The 18,071-nt window shown below is 74.7% G+C and carries 15 protein-coding genes; 14 read left to right on the forward strand and 1 reads right to left on the reverse strand.

The window, feature by feature from the left end:
• Positions 1-8: 8 nt before the first annotated feature.
• The 11 genes from R7226_RS05945 (at position 9) to R7226_RS05995 (ending at position 11,966) form a co-directional block, all read left to right on the forward strand.
• Positions 9-1,787 carry a nickel-dependent hydrogenase large subunit gene (locus tag R7226_RS05945; protein WP_318596123.1) on the forward strand — a complete coding sequence of 593 codons (1,779 nt, stop codon included), beginning with the start codon at positions 9-11 and terminating at the stop codon, positions 1,785-1,787.
• Positions 1,788-1,791: 4 nt separating this feature from the next.
• Positions 1,792-3,228, forward strand: a complete 1,437-nt coding sequence (locus R7226_RS05950) for a DUF5947 family protein (RefSeq protein ID WP_318596124.1) — start codon at positions 1,792-1,794, stop codon at positions 3,226-3,228.
• A complete protein-coding gene (locus R7226_RS05955; RefSeq protein WP_318596125.1) occupies positions 3,225-3,908 on the forward strand; it encodes a DUF6084 family protein in 684 nt (227 codons plus the stop codon). The genes R7226_RS05950 and R7226_RS05955 overlap by 4 nt, the downstream gene beginning before the upstream one ends.
• On the forward strand, positions 3,905-5,128 hold the full coding sequence (locus R7226_RS05960; protein WP_318596126.1) for a hypothetical protein: 1,224 nt from the start codon (positions 3,905-3,907) through the stop codon (positions 5,126-5,128). The genes R7226_RS05955 and R7226_RS05960 overlap by 4 nt, the downstream gene beginning before the upstream one ends.
• Positions 5,125-5,640, forward strand: coding sequence for a hydrogenase maturation protease (locus tag R7226_RS05965; RefSeq protein WP_318596127.1), 516 nt, complete (start codon positions 5,125-5,127; stop codon positions 5,638-5,640). The genes R7226_RS05960 and R7226_RS05965 overlap by 4 nt, the downstream gene beginning before the upstream one ends.
• Before the next feature lie 2 nt (positions 5,641-5,642).
• A complete protein-coding gene (locus R7226_RS05970) occupies positions 5,643-5,993 on the forward strand; it encodes a hydrogenase maturation nickel metallochaperone HypA/HybF (protein WP_318596128.1) in 351 nt (116 codons plus the stop codon).
• Positions 5,981-6,691: a hydrogenase nickel incorporation protein HypB gene (hypB, locus tag R7226_RS05975; protein WP_404827784.1), complete on the forward strand. Its 711-nt coding sequence runs from the start codon at positions 5,981-5,983 to the stop codon at positions 6,689-6,691. The genes R7226_RS05970 and hypB overlap by 13 nt, the downstream gene beginning before the upstream one ends.
• On the forward strand, positions 6,688-7,947 hold the full coding sequence (locus R7226_RS05980) for an SIS domain-containing protein (protein ID WP_318596130.1): 1,260 nt from the start codon (positions 6,688-6,690) through the stop codon (positions 7,945-7,947). The genes hypB and R7226_RS05980 overlap by 4 nt, the downstream gene beginning before the upstream one ends.
• Entirely contained in the window at positions 7,944-10,268 is a 2,325-nt protein-coding gene (gene hypF, locus R7226_RS05985; RefSeq protein ID WP_318596131.1) for a carbamoyltransferase HypF, read from the forward strand. The genes R7226_RS05980 and hypF overlap by 4 nt, the downstream gene beginning before the upstream one ends.
• A gap of 124 nt (positions 10,269-10,392) precedes the next feature.
• Entirely contained in the window at positions 10,393-11,505 is a 1,113-nt protein-coding gene (locus tag R7226_RS05990) for a Nickel transporter NicT (RefSeq protein WP_318596132.1), read from the forward strand.
• Positions 11,502-11,966 (forward strand): Fur family transcriptional regulator, encoded by a 465-nt coding sequence (locus tag R7226_RS05995; protein ID WP_318596133.1) that lies wholly within the window; start codon positions 11,502-11,504, stop codon positions 11,964-11,966. The genes R7226_RS05990 and R7226_RS05995 overlap by 4 nt, the downstream gene beginning before the upstream one ends.
• Before the next feature lie 13 nt (positions 11,967-11,979).
• Here the strand turns inward: R7226_RS05995 and R7226_RS06000 are convergent, their stop codons facing one another.
• On the reverse strand, positions 11,980-12,645 hold the full coding sequence (locus R7226_RS06000) for an NADPH-dependent F420 reductase (protein WP_318596134.1): 666 nt from the start codon (positions 12,643-12,645) through the stop codon (positions 11,980-11,982).
• Positions 12,646-12,746: 101 nt separating this feature from the next.
• On the opposite strand from R7226_RS06000, the gene R7226_RS06005 reads away from it, so the two are divergent.
• The 3 genes from R7226_RS06005 to R7226_RS06015 form a co-directional block, all read left to right on the forward strand.
• Positions 12,747-13,103 (forward strand): winged helix-turn-helix transcriptional regulator, encoded by a 357-nt coding sequence (locus R7226_RS06005; RefSeq protein ID WP_318596135.1) that lies wholly within the window; start codon positions 12,747-12,749, stop codon positions 13,101-13,103.
• Between the two features lie 329 nt (positions 13,104-13,432).
• Positions 13,433-16,843, forward strand: coding sequence for a hypothetical protein (locus R7226_RS06010; protein WP_318596136.1), 3,411 nt, complete (start codon positions 13,433-13,435; stop codon positions 16,841-16,843).
• Between the two features lie 60 nt (positions 16,844-16,903).
• Positions 16,904-18,071 (forward strand): AAA family ATPase (locus R7226_RS06015; RefSeq protein ID WP_318596137.1); only part of this gene is annotated, 1,168 nt, incomplete at its 3' end.

The following is an 18,071-nucleotide window of genomic DNA, read 5'->3' on the forward strand; positions in this document are numbered from 1 at the left end:
AGCACGAGATGGCAACCGTCGAGGTACCAGGCCAGCAGAGAGTCGTCGTCAAAGAGATGTCGTGGGACCCGATCACCCGCATCGTCGGGTCGCTCGGGATCCACACGGAGATCGACTTCACCAACCAGCAGGTGCTCAGATGCTGGAGCACGTCGATGATCTTCCGCGGCTTCGACATCTTCATGAAGGGGATCGACCCGCGCGACGCGCACTTCATCACCAGCCGCATCTGCGGCATCTGCGGTGACAACCACTGCACCTGCTCGTGCCTCAATCAGAACATGGCGTACAGCGTCAAGCCGCCGAAGCTCGGCGACTACGCCTTCAACCTCGCCGAGTCGGCCGACTTCATGTTCGACCACGCGATCTACAACGACTGCATGGCGAACGTCGACTACTCCGAGCAGATGGTGAAGGAGACGAACCCCGGCGTGCTGGCGAAAGCGGAGAGAACGCGCGCGCCGCACAGTGACGTGCACGGCTACAGAACGATCGCCGACATCATGCGCGCGCTCAACGCGTTCACCGGTGACTTCTACCTGGAGACGCTGCAGGTGGCGCGCTACACGCGCGAGATGTACTGCCTCTTCGGCGGGCGCCACACGCACCCGTCGACGATCCTGCCGGGCGGCTGCAGCGCCGACATCACCCATCAGACGCTGACCGACTACTACGTGCGGCTGATGCGCTACGTCGACTACTGCAAGCGCAGCATCCCGATGCACGACGACCTCTACGACTTCTTCTACGCGGCGCTGCCCGGCTACGAGCAGGTCGGCTACCGCGACACCGACCTGATCTGCTGGGGCTGCTTCGACGACCCCGATTACGTCGACTACGACTACCGCCACATGACCGAGTGGGGCCGGCGCCGTTACGTCACTCCCGGGCTCGTCTTCAAGGGCGAGCTGATCACGACCGACCTCGTCGAGATCAACCTCGCGATCCGGATCCTGCTCGGCTCCTCCTACTTCGACGACTGGACCAACGAGGAGACGTTCGTCAGCCGCGACCCGCTCGGCAACGCGGTCGACAAGCGCCACCCGTGGAACAAGGTGACGCTGCCGAAGCCGCAGGCGCGCGACTTCACCGACAAGTACTCGTGGGTCGCCTCGCCGCGGATGCTCGACAGACGCGACGGCTCGTTCGTCGCCAGCGACACCGGCGGCGGGCCGTTCGCGCGCCAGTGGGTGACGGCGAAGGCCGGCCTCGTCGACTTCGGATACCTGAAGGCGACCGGCCACAGCCTCCAGATGCTGCTGCCGAAGACGGGCTTCATGCCGGAGATGGAGCTGGAGTGGAGAATCCCGCAGTGGTCCAACGCGATCGAGCGCCAGCGGGCCCGCAGTTACCACCAGGCCTACTCGGCGCTCGTCGGGCTGCACTGCCTCGAGAAGGCGCTGGAGGAGGTGCGCGCCGGGCGCACGAAGAGCTGGGCCGAGTTCACCGTGCCGGAGGAGACGATCAGCGTCGGCTTCCACGAGGCGGCGCGCGGCGTGCTCTCCCACCACATGGTCATCCGCGAGGGCAAGATCGCCAACTACCAGCCGTACCCGCCGACGCCGTGGAACGCGAACCCGCGCGACACGCACGGCACGCCGGGACCGTACGAGGACGCGGTCCAGAACTCGCCGATCTTCGAGGAGAACGGGCCGGAGAGATTCAAGGGAATCGACGTGATGCGCGCCGTCCACAGCTTCGACCCCTGCCTGCCCTGCGGCGTGCACATGTACGGCGGCACCGGAAAGGTCCGCAAGGTGGTGCACACGCCGACCGGGATGGCATGAGGCGATGGCCGTCTCAGCGGGCAGCGAGCAGGCGCTCGCCGAGCGCGTGCAGGAGCTGACGGCGCGGCTGGAGGAGCTCGAGGACCCGGCCGCGCGCGACCGCGGGCGGGAGCTGGCGGCCGCGGTCGCCGCGCTCTACGGCGACGGGCTGGAGCGGATCTTCGCCGTGCTCGGCGACGACGAGCTGTCGCTGGCGGCCGCGCGCGAGCGGCTGCTGGAGGACGGCGTCGTCGCGAGCCTGCTGCTGCTGCACGGCCTCTACCCCATCGCGCTGGAGCAGCGCGTCGCGGAGGCGCTGGACAGCGTCCGCCCCTACCTCGAATCGCACGGCGGCGGGATCGAGCTGCTGGCGCTGGAGGAGGGCGTCGCGCGGCTGCGGCTGCGCGGCTCCTGCGACGGCTGCGCCGCCTCCGCGGCGACGCTCGAGGCCGCCGTCGAGCATGCGCTGCAGGCGGCGGCGCCCGACCTGCTGGGGATCGACGTGGAGGGCGCGGTGGCGCCGGCACCGGCCCGACCGCCGGCCGGCTCGCCAGCGTGGCGCGCGCTCGACGCCGCCGCGCAGGTGCCGCGCGGCGCGCTGGCGCTGGTCGCCGACGGGCTCGTCGTCGCCAACGTCGCCGGCACGCTGCTCGCCTACCGCGACGCCTGCGCCGCCTGCGGCGAGCCGCTGCACGGCGGGATGCTGGTCGGCGGCACGCTCACCTGCGTCGCCTGCGGCTGCTCCTACGACCTGCCGCGCGCCGGCCGCAGCCGCGACGGCGACGCGCTTCAGCTCGCCCCGGTGCCGCTGCTGCGCGGCGGCGGGACCGTCAAGGTCGCGTTCGAGGGCGCGGCGTCGGAGGCGCCGGGCGGCGCGCGGGCGGAGGGGCGCGGCGCGAAGGAGGAGGCCCGCTGCGGCCTCTGCCCCTCCGGTCTCAGCGACGGCCACCGCCATCTGCTGCACCTCTACGAGCGGCGGATCGTCTGCGTCTGCGAGACCTGCTGGTCGCTGCACTCCGGCGACGAGGAGTACCGCCCGGCCGGCGTGCGGACGCTGTGGCTCGACGACTTCGAGCTGCCCGACGAGCTGTGGGCGGCGCTGCAGATCCCGATCGGGCTGGCGTTCGCGATGCGCTCGAGCATGACCGGCCAGGTCGTCGCGCTCTACCCCAGCCCCGCCGGCGCGACCGAGGCCGAGGTCGACCTGCTGTCGTGGGCGGCGATCGAGGCCGTCAACCCGGTGCTGCAGCGGCTGGAGCCCGACGCCGAGGCGCTCGTCGTCAACCGCCTCCCGGGTGCGGGCGGCGGCGACGGCGGCCAGTACGCGATCGCGCCGATCGACGACTGCTACCGGCTCGTCGGGCTGATCAAGTCGCGCTGGCAGGGCATCTCCGGCGGCGACGCGATCGACGACGCCGTGCGCGAGTTCTTCGCTGGTCTCCGGGAGCGGGCGGCGGCATGAGCCTCGACGTCGACCGCCCCCGCCCCGTCCCGAAGGCGCGCCTGCACGACCCCGTCTTCAGCGTGCTCGACGTCGAGCACGTCGCGCACGCGCTGGCGCCGACGCTGCGCTTCCAGCTGCACGTCAGCGACCCCGACGGCCGCGCCGTTCACACGATCGCTCTCTCGACCCAGATCCAGGTCGACCCCGCCCGCCGCGGCTACGACGACGCGACGCGCGCGCGGCTGGCCGAGCTGTTCGGCGCGCCCGAGCGCTGGGGCGCGACGACGCACAGCTTCCAATGGGCGCGCGTCGACGCGCTCGTGCCCGGATTCACCGGCGCGACCTCGTTCGCACTCGAGCTGCCCTGCACCTACGACCTCGAGGTCGCCGCCAGCAAGTACTTCTACTCGCTGCCCGACGGCGACGTGCCGCTGTCGTTCCACTTCTCCGGCCTGGTGCTCTATCGCGACGGCGGCGACCTGCTGAAGGTCGCCGCCGTCCCCTGGGCCTGTTCGGCGCGCTGGTCGATGCCGGTCGCGGCGTGGCGCGCCGCGATCGACGCCTGCTACCCCGGCGGCGGCTGGGTGCGGCTCTCGCACGAGACGCTCGACGCGCTTCAGCTGCGCAAGGCGCAGCGCGGCGACCACTCCTTCGACGCGACGGTGCGGGAGCTGCTCGACGGCGAGGAGGCGCCATGACCGCCGCGCTCGACGAGCTGCTGAGAACGCTGCTGTGGGAGGGCTACGCGCTCTATCCCTACACGCCCGGCGCGACCAAGAACGCGACGCCGACGCCGTTCGGGATCGTCTACCCGCCCGTCTACGCGGCCGGCTCGCCGACGACCTTCTCGCGCATCCGCATGCAGGGGATCGTCGAGGGAGGCGCGGCGGCGTCGGTGGCGCTGGAGCTGCGCTTCATGCAGTCGGCCGGCGCGCGCCACGAGGCGGTCGAGCGGCGCGTGACGCTGCCGGCGACGGCGCTGGAGGCGCTTGACGGCGACGGTGTCGAGACGGGCTTCGCGTTCGGCGCGACCGCCGGCGCCAGCGCCGAGGAGGCCGGGGCCTCAGGCGCGCTGCGCGGCCGGGTGCGCATGAGCGCGCAGCGGTTCGACGACCTGCTCACGCGTGTCACGCTCGACGTCGCCAACGAGAGCGACGCGCCGCCCGGCCTCGACCGCGCGGCCGCGCTCGCGCACAGCCTGCTCTCCACCCACCTGCTCGCGCAGGTCGCGCACGGCCGCTTCCACTCGCCGGTCGCGCCGCCCGAACATGCCGCCGCGGCGGTGATGGCGTGCGCGGCCGTCAACACCTTCCCGGTGCTCGCGGGCGAGCACGACGAGGCGCTGCTGGGCGCCGCGATCGCCCTGCCCGACCATCCCCAGCTCGCGCCCGAGAGCCGCGGCGACCTGTTCGACGCGACCGAGATCGAGGAGGCGCTGCTGCTGCACGTGCTCGCGCTCAGCGACGGCGAGCGCGAGCAGATCGCCGCCCACGACCCGGCGGTGCGGGCGATGCTGAGACGGGCCGTCGCCGCGACGCCCGCCCAGATCGCGGCGCTGCACGGCCGCGTGACGGTGCGCGACCCGGCGCCCGCCGCGCCGCCGCCGCGGCCACCCGGAGCGCCCCCGCGCGACGGCCAGGCCGGCGAGTCCGAGGCGGTCGTCGACGGCGTCGCCTACCGCCCCGGCGCGCGCGTGCGGCTGCGCGTCGGCGCCGCCGGCGCGACCAGCGCGACCGCCCACGACCACCTGCTCGCGGGCCGTGCCGCGACCGTCGAACGGGTCTTCGTCGACTACGACGACGCCGTCCACCTCGGCGTCACGCTCGACGACGACCCCGGCCGCGAGCTGATGCGCGACGTCGGCCGCTACCTCTACTTCAGACCATCCGACGTCGAGCTGGTGGAGGAGGCGCGATGAGCACGCGGACGTTCGAGAAGCAGATCCTCGTCGCCGGCGTCGGCAACGCGTGGCTGCGCGACGACGCCTTCGGCGGCGAGGCGGCGCGCCGGCTGGAGCGCGACGGCGTCCCCTCCGGCGTGACGGTGATGGACTTCGGCACCAGCGGCCTCGACCTCGCCTACGAGGTGATGCGCGGCTATGACGCACTGATCCTGCTCGACGCCAGCCGCCAGGGCGAGCGGCCCGGGACGCTGTTCGTGATCGAGCCGCAGCGCGACCAGTTCGCCGGCGCACTCGAGGACGGAGAGGCGATCGACCCGCACGCGATGGATCCGCACACGGTGCTGCGCTTCGTCAGCGCGACCGGCGGCTGGCCCGGCAAGGTCGTCGTGATCGGCTGCGAGCCGGGCGAGGTCGACGACGTCGGGCTGGGCCTCACGCCGGCCGTCGAGGCCGCCGTCGAGCGGGCGCTGACGCTCGTGCGCGAGACGATCGCGACGCTGCGCACCGACGCCGCCTACGGAGGCTGACCGTGCACGAGCTGTCGATCGGCAGCGCCGTCCTCGACACGGTCGTGCGCCACGCCGCCGGCCGCCGCGTGGAGGTCGTCTACCTGCGCGTCGGAGCGCTGCGCCAGGTCGTGCCCGAGTCGCTCGCGTTCTGGTTCGGCCTGCTCGCGCGCGAGACCGTCTGCGAGGGGGCGCGGCTGGAGCAGGAGCTGGTCCCGGCGCGGCTGCGCTGCGACGGCTGCGCGACGGCGTGGGCGGCGGAGGTGCCGGCCTTCCGCTGCCCGGCCTGCGGCGGCGCGGCCGTCGCCGTCGAGCAGGGTGAGGAGCTGGAAGTGGAGTCGATCGACGTTCAGGAGGCACGATGCACCGCGTGAGGGTCCGGGTCGTCGAAGACGCGCTCGACGCCAACAACACGATCGCGCGCGCCAACCGCGCCGACTTCGACCGCGCCGGCGTGACGGTCGTGAACCTGATGAGCGCTCCCGGCGCAGGCAAGACGACGCTGCTGGAACGCGCGCTCGCCGACGGTCTCCCGGGTGGCGTGCGCGCCGGCGTGCTGGAGGGCGACGTGCAGGGCTCGCTCGACGCCGACCGGCTCGCCGCCCTGCACGTGCCGGTCGTGCAGCTCAACACCGGCGGCGGCTTCGGCGGCGAGTGCCACCTCGACGCGAACATGATCCGCACCGCCCTGCCGGCGCTGCCGCTGGAGCAGCTGGACCTGCTGATCGTCGAGAACGTCGGCAACCTCGTCTGCCCGGCCGAGTTCCGCATCGGCGAGGACGCGCGGATCATGGTCTCGTCGGTCGCCGAGGGCGACGACAAGCCGCTCAAGTACCCGCTGATGTTCCGCGCCTGCGAGCTGGTCGTCGTCAACAAGGTCGACCTGCTCGACCACGTCGACTTCGACCTCGACCGCTTCCTCTACCACCTCGACGCGGTCCATCCCGGCGTCGCCCATCTGTGCACGAGCGCGCGCAGCGGCGACGGCGTCGAGGCGCTGCGCGACTGGCTGGCGGCGCTGCCGGCGCGGCGTGCGGAGCGCGCCCAGCGCGCGGCGGAGGCGGCCGTGTGAGCCCCGCGGCGACGACCGGCGCGGACCGCCTCGACGTGCTGCTTGCCGCACGCGTCACGGCCAACGAGCGCTTCTTCGTCGCCGAGGCCGAGCGGCTGGCGAGCCTCTGCCACGCGCTCGCCGAGCGGTTCGCGCGCGGCGGCCGGCTGCTCGCGTTCGGCGACGGCGCCGTCGAGCTGTCCGACGCGCGCCACGTCGCGGTCGAGTTCGTCCATCCGGTGATCGTCGGCAAGCGCGCGCTGCCGGCGCTCGCGCTGGCACCGGCCGACGTGGCGCTGCTGGCACGCGCCGACGACATCGCGATCGCGTACGGCAGCGGACCGGAGGTGCGCGGCGCGGTGCGCGACGCGGCGGCGGCCGGCTGCCTGACGGTCGCGTTCACGCCGGTCGGCGCCGCCTGGGAGCTGGTCCCGCCGAGCGACGACCCGTTCGTCGCGCAGGAGCTGGCGGAGACGGCGTACCACGTGCTGTGGGAGCTGGTCCACGTCTTCTTCGAGCACCGCGGGCTGCTGCGCGGGCGCGACGCCGGGCCGCGCCACGACAGCGGCGCGTCGAGCTTCCTCTACCCCTTCCTCGGCGAGCAGGAGGACGACCTCGACGCGGTCCTCGCCGACGTGCGCGCCTCCGCCCTCGCGAAGGCCGGTGAGATCAGCGCGCTGCGGACGCAGACGCTGCGCGACGGCGGACCGACGCTGCTGGCGGCGGCGCGCGAGCTGCGCGCGCGGCTCGACGGCGGCGGCACGCTGCTGGCGCTCGGCAACGGCGGCTCGGCGACCGACGCGCAGGATGCCGTCGCCGATCTGCGCGCGCCGCCGCCGGGACGTGGCTGGCCGGCGCGGCGCGCGCTCGACCTGACCGCCGACCCGGCGATCCTGACCGCGATCGCCAACGACATCGGCACCGAGGCGATCTTCGCGCGGCAGGTGATCGCCTACGGCGGCGCCGGCGACGCGCTGCTGGCGCTGTCGACCAGCGGCAGCTCCGCGAACGTGCTGGCGGCGCTGGCGGAGGCGCGCCGGCGCGGCCTGCTGACGATCGCCTTCGTCGGCTACGACGGCGGCCGCACCGCCGCCGAGCGGCTCGCCGACCACGTCGTCGTGACGCGCTCGGAGCACATCCCGCGGATCCAGGAGGCGCAGGCGAGCGCGTGGCACGCGCTGCGCGAGCTGGTGGAATCGCTCGGGCAGAGCCCTCGGATTCCATTGGAAGAACTCGCCCGGGGGGCTCGCTCTTCCGGGTCGGAGGCGCCGCGGTGACGGCGACGGTGGCGGCCCGCCGCCGCGTGCGGGCACGGGTCGACGGGACGGTGCAGGGGGTCGGCTTCCGCCCCTACGTCCACCGCCTCGCGCGCGAGCTGGGGCTCGGCGGCAGCGTCGGCAACGACGAGCGCGGCGTCGTCGTCGAGGTCGAGGGCGAGCAGGCTGCCGTCGCCGCCTTCCTCGCGCGGCTGCCGGCCGAGGCGCCGCCGCTGGCGCAGGTCGAGGAGGTGCGCGTGCACGAGCTGCCGGCGCGGGGGGAGCGCCTCTTCGCGATCGTGAAGAGCGCGCGCAAAGGCGCGGCGGCGGCGCTCGTCGTGCCCGACGCGGCGACCTGCGACGCCTGCCTCGCCGAGCTGCGCGACCCCGCCGACCGCCGCTACCGCTACCCGTTCGTCAACTGCACCAACTGCGGCCCGCGCTTCACGATCGTGCGCGACGTGCCGTACGACCGGCCGCGCACGACGATGGCCGGCTTCGCGATGTGCCCCGCCTGCCAGGCCGAGTACGACGATCCGGCCGACCGCCGCTTCCACGCCCAGCCCAACGCCTGCCCGCAGTGCGGGCCGCAGGCGCGGCTCATCGGCGCGGACGCCCGCCCCAGGGAGGACGCGGTCGCCGCCGCCGGGCGGCTGTTGGCCGGCGGCGAGATCGTCGCGGTGAAGGGGATCGGCGGGTACCACCTCGCCTGCCGCGCTGACGATGCGCGCGCGGTGGCCGAGCTGCGCGCGCGCAAGCGCCGCGAGGACCGCCCCTTCGCGCTGCTCGCCGCCGACCTCGGCGCCGCCGCGACGCTGATCTCGATCGGCGACGCCGAACGGGCGCTGCTGACCGCGCCGGCGCGGCCGATCGTGCTCGCGCCGCGCCGCGCGCACGCGCCCGTCGCGGCGGCGGTCGCTCCGGGCGTGCGCGAGCTGGGCGTGATGCTGCCGTACTCGCCGCTGCACCACCTGCTCGCCGCCGACGCAGGCGGCCCGCTCGTGCTCACCAGCGGCAACGTCAGCGACGAGCCGATCGCCTTCGCCGACGACGACGCGCTCGCGCGCCTGGCCCCGATCGCCGACGCCTTCCTCGTCCACGACCGCCCGATCCGCACGCGCACCGACGACTCCGTCGTGCGCGCCGTCGGCGGCCAGCCGCTGACGCTGCGGCGCTCGCGCGGCCACGTGCCCGCGAGCAGCCGGCTGCCGCGGCCGGCCGCCCGCCCGCTGCTCGCCTGCGGGGCGGAGCTGAAGAGCACCTTCTGCCTCGCACGCGGCGGCCGCGCCTGGGTCGGCCACCACATCGGCGACCTGCGCAACGCCGCGACGCTCGCCGCCTACCGCGACGGCGTCACCCACTTCGAGCGGCTGTTCGCAGTCCGGCCCGAGCTGATCGCGCACGACCTCCATCCCGACTACCTGTCGACCGCCTACGCCCACGAGCGAGCCGAGCGCGACGGCATCGAGCTGCTCGCCGTCCAGCACCACCACGCCCACCTCGCCGCCTGCCTCGCCGAGCACGGCGAGCGCGGCACCGCCGTCGGCGCGATCTACGACGGTGCCGGCCTCGGCCCGGACGGCACCGTCTGGGGCGGCGAGCTGCTCGTCGGCGACCTGCGCGGCTACGCGCGCGCCGGCAGCCTGTGGCCGGTGCGGCTGCCGGGCGGCGACCGCGCCGCGTACGAGCCGTGGCGGATGGCCTGCGCGTGGCTGGTGGCGCTCGGCGACGGGGCGGGCGATGCGGCGACAGGCGCCGGCGCTGCCGATGCCGACCCGCCGCCGTTGCCGCCGCAGCTCGCCGGGCGGGTCGAGCCGCGCGCGTGGGCGGCGGTCGCGCGGATGGCGGCGAGCGGCTTCGCGGCGCCGGTCACGACGAGCATGGGCCGGCTGTTCGACGCCGTCGCCGCGCTCTGCGGGCTGCGCACCCACTGCACCTACGAGGGCCAGGCGGCGATCGAGCTGGAGGCCGCGGCCGACGCCGCCGAGCACGACGCCTACCCGCTGCCGGTGACCGTCGACGGGCGCCTCGACGCGCGCGCGACGATCGCCGCCGTCGCCGCCGACGTGCGCGCCGGCGTCGCGACCGGGATCGTCTCGGCGCGCTTCCACCGCGCCGTCGCGCACGCGACCGCACGCGGCTGCGCGCGCGCCGCCTCCGTCGCCGGCAGCGAGCTGGTCGTGCTGTCGGGCGGCGTCTTCCAGAACCGTCTGCTGCTGGAGCTGACGCGCGCGCAGCTGAGCGCCCTCGGCCTGCGCCCGCTGGTGCCGCGACGGCTGCCGCCGGGCGACGGCGGGATCGCCTACGGACAGGCCGCGGTCGCCGCGGCGACGGACGCCTGAGGCGCCCGCGCGTCAGCGCGGCGACGCGCAACGACGCCGCCACCACGCGGGCGCGCCGCCTTGCTGCGAATCGCTTGCAATAGCGATCCACAGCGCTACGGTTTCCGGAGCGAGGAGGGCAGCGATGACGGTCCCCGCCGGAGCTGGTTCACGCTGGACGCGTTGCAAGGAGGCGCTGACGCCGCGGGAGTGGCGGCGGGCGGCGGCGCTCGCGGCGACCATCGCGGCACTCCACGTCGTCGGCTTCGGGATCCTGCTCGCCTTCGTCGTGCCGCGGGAGTACAGCCTCGGCGCCAGCGGGGTCTTCGGCCTCGGCGTCGGCATCACCGCCTACACGCTCGGCCTGCGGCACGCCTTCGACGCCGACCACATCGCCGCGATCGACAACACCACGCGCACGCTGATGAGCGAGGGCCAGCGGCCGCTCAGCGTCGGCTTCTGGTTCTCGCTCGGTCATTCGACCGTCGTCTTCGCACTCGGCGTGCTCGTCGTGATCGGCGTGCGCGGCCTCTCCGGTGCGCTCGCCGACGACGGCTCGACGCTGCAGCAGGCGACCGGGCTCGTCGGACCCGTCGTCTCCGGCAGCTTCCTCGTGCTGATCGGGCTGATCAACCTCGTCGTGCTCGCCGGCATCGTGCGCGTCTTCCGGCGGATGCGGCTGGGTCTCTACGACGAGGCCGAGCTGGAGCGCCAGCTCGGCCGGCGCGGCGTGATGAGCCGCTTCTACGGGCGCGCGACACGCGCGATCCGCAGACCGTGGCAGATGTACCCGCTCGGGCTGCTGTTCGGGCTCGGCTTCGACACCGCGACCGAGGTCGCGCTGCTCGTGCTGGCCGGCAGCGCGACCGCCAGCGGGCTGCCGTTCTACGCGATCGTCTGCCTGCCGATCCTGTTCGCCGCCGGCATGTCGCTGCTCGACACGATCGACGGCGCCTTCATGAACGTCGCCTACGGCTGGGCCTTCTCGCAGCCGGTCCGCAAGGTCTTCTACAACATCACCGTCACCGGGCTGTCGGTCGCGGTCGCGCTGCTGATCGGGACGGTCGAGCTGCTGGCCGTGCTGGGCGAGCGGCTGAACCTGACGGGCGGGATCTGGGACCTCGTCGCGCGCGTCGACCTCAACCTGCTCGGCTACGTCGTCGTCGTGCTGTTCGTCGTGACATGGGCGGGCGCGGTCGCGATCTGGCGGTTCGGGCGGATCGAGGAGCGCTGGAGCGTCGAGGTGCGGCAGCCGTGACGACCGCGCCGCGCCGCGAGCCGCTCGCGTTCGGTGATGCCGACGAGGTCGTCGTGGCGCTGCGCGCCGCCGGCCACCGCGTCTCGAGAGCGGCGCGCACGGTGCTGGCCGCGCTGTTCGCCGCCGAGCGGCCGGTCGCCGCCGAGCAGATCGCCGACGGTCTCGGCGGCGATCTGCCGGCGCTGGAGCTGACGTCGGTCTACCGCAACCTCGAGCGGCTGGAGCAGCTCGGCGTCGTCAGCCACGTCCACGTCGGCCACAGCCCCGGCCTCTACTCGCTCGTGCGCGACGGCGACCCGGAGTACATCGTCTGCGACGGCTGCGGCGCGGTCGTGACCGCCGACCACGCGGCGCTCGAGCCGGTCCGCGCCGCGGTGCGCGAGGCGTTCGGCTACGAGGCGAGCTTCACGCACTTCCCGATGCACGGGCGCTGTGCGGCCTGCGCGCGCAGAGGCGGCTGAGCCGAGGGGCCGCTCACGCCGCCGCCGGCACCGCCGGGATCGCGGCGGCCGGGTCGGCGCCGCCGAAGGCGAGCCCGATCACGAAGCCGGCGACCTCCTCCAACTGCCGCGCGCGGGCGAGCGGGCCGAGCGTGAACGGCCGCCCGCCGACATCGCGCACGAGCTGGAAGGCGGTCTCCAGCGCGGCGGGGTCGTCGCCGCAGATCGGCACGACCGGGCCGGGCGCCGGCGTCGCGTCGCCCGGCGCCGCCGAAGCCGGCCCACCCTCCCACTGCGCCGCCGGGAAGAGGTGGAAGGCCTTCACGACGTGCGCGCCCGGAGCGAGCGCGGCGACCCGCTGCGCGGCCGCCTCGCCGGGTGGCGTCAGCAGCGTGCCGATGCCGTGCTCGACGGCGTTGGAGCAGTCGATCAGCAGCTTGCCGGCGAGCGCGCCGTCCGCTCCGCCGGCCGCCGTCAGCGCCTCCTCGACGCCCTCCCACAGGACCGCGAGCAGCAGCGCGTCGGCCTGCTCTGCCGCCGCTCGCGGCGTCACCGCCGTCGCCGAAGCGCCGAGCCGCGCCGCCAGCGCCGCGCTGCGCTCAGGCGAGCGCCCGCCGATCAGCAGCTCGTGCCCGGCGCGCGCCCAGCCGCTGCCGAGCGCCGCCGCCATGGTCCCGCTTCCGATCGTCCCGATCCGCATCTCGTCCGCTCCGTTCGTTCGTTCTCGCTGCTCGACGAGGGCTACGCTACGAGCGGCGACGCGCACCGCCCGGTGCGCGTCGAAACGACGAGGATGCGGCTATGCCCCACACCTGCGATCCGTTCGTCGCGGACTGCCGCGTGCGACTCGCGACCGACCTCTTCGCGCACACCTGGAACCCGGTCGTGCTGGCTGCGCTGCGCGAGGGTCCGCGCCGCCGCCGCGACCTGCGCGCGGCGGTCGGCGGGATCAGCGACAAGGTGCTGACCGAGACGTTGCGGCGGCTGGAGCGCGCCGGCCTGATCGTCCGCAGCGCCTACGCGGAGGCGCCGCCGCGCGTCGACTACGCGCTGACCGAGCTGGGCGAGAGCCTCGTCGAAGGCCCGATCGCCGCGCTCGGCCGCTGGACCGTCGAGCGCGGCGACGAGCTGCTGGCGCACCTCAGCGCATCCACGTGAACTCGCGGCGTGGGTGAGCCACCGCACAGTCGCTGTCGGAAGATCGCGGCGATTTCTTCGCCATCTGGCCGACGACCGGCCGTCGGGCGACGCTCATCATGGAGGTCGTTCTAAATCTCTCCTCCTTAGAACGCAAGGGCCGGTCGCTGGTGCACCCTCTGGGCAAGCACCTTCAGCGACCGGCCCTTCCTTTGCCCGCACGCCTTGCATCCCGGGGTCGACGCGCTTGGATCCCGGGGTCGCCACGGGCGAGAACCGCGCCCGCCGCGCGCACAATCGTTCGCCGGGCGGCACGGTCGCCGCCTGAAGTGACGACCAGGAGGACCGGAATGACCGTGCGCTGCCCCTCAGCCTGCCGGGGCATCGCCCTCGCCGCCGCCGTGTTCGCGGTGGCGGCCGTCACGCCGACCGCGTCCGCCGCCGCATCCCCGCGCGTCGAGGCCCGCCTCGCGCAGGTCCTCTCGCCGCGTGCCGACGCCATCCTCAGAGGCGGCCCGACGATCACGGTGCGGCTGCGCGGCGACGTCACCGGCTTCTCCGCGACGCTCAACGGCCGCGCGATCGGCAGCCGCTTCACGACGCGCGAGGGCGGCCGGCTGCGCGTCGCGCGGCTGCCCGCGGGCGCGGCCAGCGGCCTCCGCGCCGGCAGCAACCTGCTGAAGGTGCGCACCCGCTCGCGCGGCGGCGCGATCGACGTCGACGCCGTCCGCTTCGCCTCCGTGCGCCGCCACGCGCCGCTGCTGCGCGTCAGCGCCCCGCGCCGGGGAGCGGCCGCGGCGCGTGTGCGGCTGCGCCTCGCGCCGTCCGACGCCGTCGTGACGGCGCGGCTGAACGGCCGCGCGATCGACCCGCCGGCGCAGCGCGGCCGCAACCGCGTGCTGCTGCTCGCCGCCGACGAGGGGCTGCGCTACGGCACCAACACGCTGCGCGTCACCGCCGTCGACCGCGCGCGCGGCCGCCACGACGTCGAGTGGCGCACGATCAGGATCGCCCGCGAGGCGCCGATCCCGGGCGCCGGCCGCGACCGCCGCGCGACGGCCGGCCGCGCCGTCGTGCTCGACGGCCGCCGATCGCGCGCCGCGCATGCGCCGCAGCGGCTGCGCTACCGCTGGCGGTTCGTGCGCAAGCCGCGCGGGTCGAAGGCGACGTTGCGCAACGCGACCGCGCGCCGGCCGCGCTTCACGCCCGACCGCCCCGGCCGCTACCGCCTGCGGCTGACCGTCAGCGAGCGGATGCCGGTGGCCGCGCCCGTCACCCACGCCACCATCGCCGCGACCGGCCCGCTCGCCTCCGCCAGCGACACGACGACGACCGAGGTCGTCCCGCGCACGCCGGCGATCGGCCTCCAGCTCGACACGATCGCCGAGAGCGGCGAGCAGATGGGCGTGCGCGTCGGCGACTTCTTCCACGCCGCGCCCGACGCCACCAAGCCGCTGCAGCTGCTGGTGCTCGACCGCGCGACGCTGGAGCCGCGCGCCAACAGCTCCTATGGCGCCGACGACACGAGCACCGCGAGCCTGAAGGCGGCCGTCGCCGCGCTCGACAGCAGCGCGCTCGTGATCGTCTCGACGCCGCGCTTCGGCTCGATCGTCCCGATCGCCGACGCCGCCGCGCTGGCGAACGTCAACGCGACGCTGAAGATCATCGGCGCGGCCCCGCTGACGGCCGGCAGCGCGCCGGCCGGCGGCCAGGGGATCAGCCTCTGCGGCGGCGTCACGGCCGGCGTCTGCGCAGGCTTCTCCGCGATCGGGATCCCCGGCCTGCCGAGCGGGCAGGGGACCCTCAACCCCGGCCTCGGCAGCTCGACCGACAGCGACGACTCGGTCGGCGGCGCGCTGCGCGGCTACCTGCAGCTCGACGCGCACGACAACTTCACCTACGTCGACGGCGACTACGTCGCCTTCGACACGACCGCGCCGGGAACGACGAACAGTCAGGCGGCGATCCAGGTCGGCGGACAGACCTACACCTCCGACGCGCTCGCGAACCCGCTCGCCGGCGTGTACGTGCTGGTGCTCGACGCCGGCACGCTCGCTTACCGCAGCGACGCGACCTTCGCGCTGCGTTACGGGCCGCTCGACCCGCTCGTGACGAACATGCAGAACCTCTCGAAGCTGCTCGACGGGCTCGCGAACGACCCGTCGGTGCTCGTCTTCGTGCAGACGATCGGGAGACTGGCGCGCTGGGACACGTTCGAGGGTCGCACCGACCTGTCGGCGTGGTGGAACCGCGTCGCCGCCTCGCTGCAGCACCTCGGCGGTCACGCGATGCTGTTCGACACGCTGACCGACCACGGCTACACGCAGGTCGGGCCGGCGCAGTCGGGCGCGCAGTGGGGCTACCCGGCGCCGTGGACGAAGCTCGCCGGGCCGACCGTCTCGAACACGGCCGCGCAGCTCGCCGGCACGCTCAGCCGCAACGGCAGCTCGCAGTTCTACGCGCAGAACGCGGCCGCCGTGCCGACGCCGACCGACGACCTGCCGCTGGTCGCCTACCAGGCGCCGACGCCGTGGCCGCTGCGCGCCGGCGCCGCGACGCGCGCGGCGATCTCGTGCGTCGCCGACACGCTCGACCTCGAGATGCCGATCGAGGCCAGCTACAGCTCCGGCACGCTCAGCTGGGGCACGCGCGCGGCGACCGTCAGCGGGCTCACCTACGACGAGCTGGAGCCGACGGCCGACTGCCAGCCGAAGCAGTTCGCCGCCGCCGACCTCTCCGCCGTGAAGGTCCAGCTCGGCAGAGAGTTCACCGCGGTCGACGACCTGCGCAACTGGATCGCGAGAGTGAAGGAGCCGTTCGCGGGCTCCAGCTCGATCTCTCCGCTGAAGGTCGCCGCGATCTCCGACGCGATCGAGGGCAGCGTCAAGCCGCCGGCCGACAAGCAGGTCGGCGCCGACGGGATGGGGATCGCCGAGGACGCCTTCCTGATCCTCGGAGCGCTGCCCGGGATCGACGAGTTCACCTTCGGCGGGCCGGACATGATCGCCAGCCTGATCGGGCTGGTCGCCGACACGACGACCGAGCCGGCCGGGCCGAAGGAGCTGGAGTACGACGCCGTCTCCGCCGACGAGCTGGGGATCACGATCGACGAGGGCTACCTGCACGCCTCGCAGCAGTTCGACCAGGTCTTCGCGATCCTCGTCGGCGACTGGGGCAAGCTGTCGCTCGCCGACGAGCGCCAGCAGCCGGGCGGGCCGTGGGAGTGGAGCGACGAGAAGACCGACCAGGCGATCGACCTGCTCGGCTACGGCGCGCAGCGGCAGGCGTACGAGCAGCTCGTGCCGACCGTCTACGACGGCCTGCTGCGCGGCACGCGCGGCAGCTTCCCCGACGTCCCGAACGACGCGCGCGACTACGTCTGCAGCAGCTTCAAGACATCGCGCGGGATCACGACCTTCGAGCCGTTCGGCGGCGCCTCGGCCGGCGGCGTGCAGACGGTCGTGACGAATGCCGGGCCGCAGCGCGAGAACTGGGTCCTCTCGAACGCGACGCCGGCCAACACCGACGCCGACCCGGGCGACACGATGCTGCGCGGCTGGCAGTGGGCGCCGAGCTTCCCGAGCGCGCAGCTGACGAGCGGGATGTTCGCGACGAACGCGACCGGCCTCGACGTGCCGCCGCTGCTGCCGCTGCCGTACGCGCTGTCGGTCTACGGGCGGCTGAAGGTGCTGACGATCACGTGGGGCGGCGCCGAGGACGCCGACGGCAACAGCCGCGCCAACTTCTGCTTCGGCAGATGAGCTGACATCGCGGCCGGCGAGTCGCGTTGAGGAGGCCGCCGGTCGTCCATACTGCGGCCCGTGGCACGGACGCCCCTTCTGGAGCGCGAGCGCGAGCTGGCCGCGCTCGACGCCCTGCTCGACGCCGCCGCGACCGCGGCTGAGCGCGGCCTCGCGCTGGTCGAGGGCCCGGCCGGGGCTGGCAAGTCGCGGCTGTTGGAGGCGGCGCGGGCCGCGGCGCGCAGGCGCGGGCTGCGCGTGCTGAGCGCCCATGCCGTCGAGCTGGAGCGGGCCTTCCCGTTCGGCGTCGCGCGCCAGCTCGTCGAGCCGCTGCTGGCCGGCGCCGACGCGCAGGAGCGCGCGCGGCTGCTCGCCGGCCCGGCCGGCCTGGCCGCTTCGCTGCTGGAGGGCGACGCCGACGCCGCCGCGATCGCCTTCGGCGACGACCACCGTCATGCGCTCGCGCACGGGCTGCGCTGGCTGCTGGCCAACGCCGGGCAGCCGCGGCCGTGCATCGCGCTCGTCGACGACGCGCACTGGGCCGATGAGCCGTCGCTCGCCTTCCTCGCCGCGCTGGCGGCGCGGCTCGACCTGCCGCTCGTGCTCGTCCTCGCGCTGCGGCCGGGCGAGCCGGATGCCGCCGAGGAGCTGCTCGACCGCCTGCGCGGCGCCCCCGGCGCGCGCCTGCTGCGGCCGGCGCCGCTCGGTCCGCGGGCCGTCTCGGCGCTCGTCGCGCGACGGCTGCCGGCGCCCGATCCCGCCTTCGTCGCCGCCTGCGCGACCGCGACCGACGGCAACCCGTTCCTGCTGACGGAGCTGATCGAGGCGGCGGCCGCCGATGCCGTCGCGCCGACCGCCGCGGCCGCCTCGCAGGTGCGGTCGCTCGTTCCCGAGACCATCCTGCGCGCGACGCTGCTGCGCTTCCGGCGGCTGCCGCCGGAGGCGGTCGCGCTGGCGCGCGCGGCTGCGGTGCTCGGTGAGCGGGCGCCGTTGGCGCGCGCCGCCGCGCTGGTCGAGATCGATGACGCGACCGCGGCGGAGGCGGCCGACCGGCTCGCGGCGACGCACGTGCTGGCACCCGGTGAGCCGCTGCGCTTCGTCCATCCGCTCGTCGCCGGAGCGGTCGCCGCCGACCTGCCGGCGCATGCTCGCGCACGGCTGCACGCGCGCGCCGCCGAGCTGCTGGAGGCCGCCGGCGAAGCGCCCGCGGCGGTCGCGGCGCACCTGCTGCAGGCGCCGGCCGGCGCCT

Source organism: Conexibacter stalactiti, from assembly GCF_033542075.1.
GTDB lineage: Bacteria > Actinomycetota > Thermoleophilia > Solirubrobacterales > Solirubrobacteraceae > Conexibacter > Conexibacter stalactiti.